Annotated in this window: 1 protein-coding gene; it reads right to left on the bottom strand. The window is 46.6% G+C overall.

Annotated features, from left to right (window positions below; all coding sequences use genetic code 11):
* Positions 1-614, bottom strand: a 614-nt coding sequence (locus tag QWI17_RS23490; protein WP_302724979.1) for an IS4 family transposase, incomplete at both ends; no start/stop codon positions are given.

The raw sequence follows: 614 nt of genomic DNA, 5'->3' as shown, positions 1-614 counted from the left end.
TGGTTCCCTATCAAACGCTATCGCAGCTTGGCTCGCCTCCCTTCTAATCACATTGTATGTCAGTAATAGCCCCCAAACTTCCTGGTAGATCAACTCGACTTTCTTGCTGCGCAGAGTGACCGCATTGTGCTGCATTGAGCTTTTGATATCACGGAAACCAAGCTCTATCTCCCATCGTTCCTGATATAAACCCGCTATAGCCTTGGCGCTAAAAGCTTCTATAGGCAGTGATGTGAAAACCGTTTTCAGGCCATTTTTAACTTTGTAACTGACTTCCCGGACATCCCAATAATCAGGCAGCTCTGGGTTTTTCTTGCGGGCCTGAGCGGATACCTTCATTCTGACCAAACGATCATTTTTCCCATACCGCTCAAGCTCTTCTCTGACCAGATTTTTTTTCTCAGGAATGAGCCAGTGACGCTTTTCTCCTTGCTGAGAGACCTTGAGGAGTAGGTCGGCACTCCAAAACCCCTTATCAAACAAGGTGACAGAGTGATCGGGTATTTGAGGAATAAATTCGTCAGAAAGCCGCATTTCGCTACGGCGATAAGGACTAATCTGAGCATCAACAACAATGTGTGAACGAACATTCATTAGCGCGACGAGTCGCATCA

Source organism: Gilvimarinus gilvus, from assembly GCF_030518155.1.
Taxonomy (GTDB): domain Bacteria; phylum Pseudomonadota; class Gammaproteobacteria; order Pseudomonadales; family Cellvibrionaceae; genus Gilvimarinus; species Gilvimarinus gilvus.
Note: the sequence above shows the minus strand (reverse complement) of the source record. Positions and strands in the feature narration are given on the sequence as shown.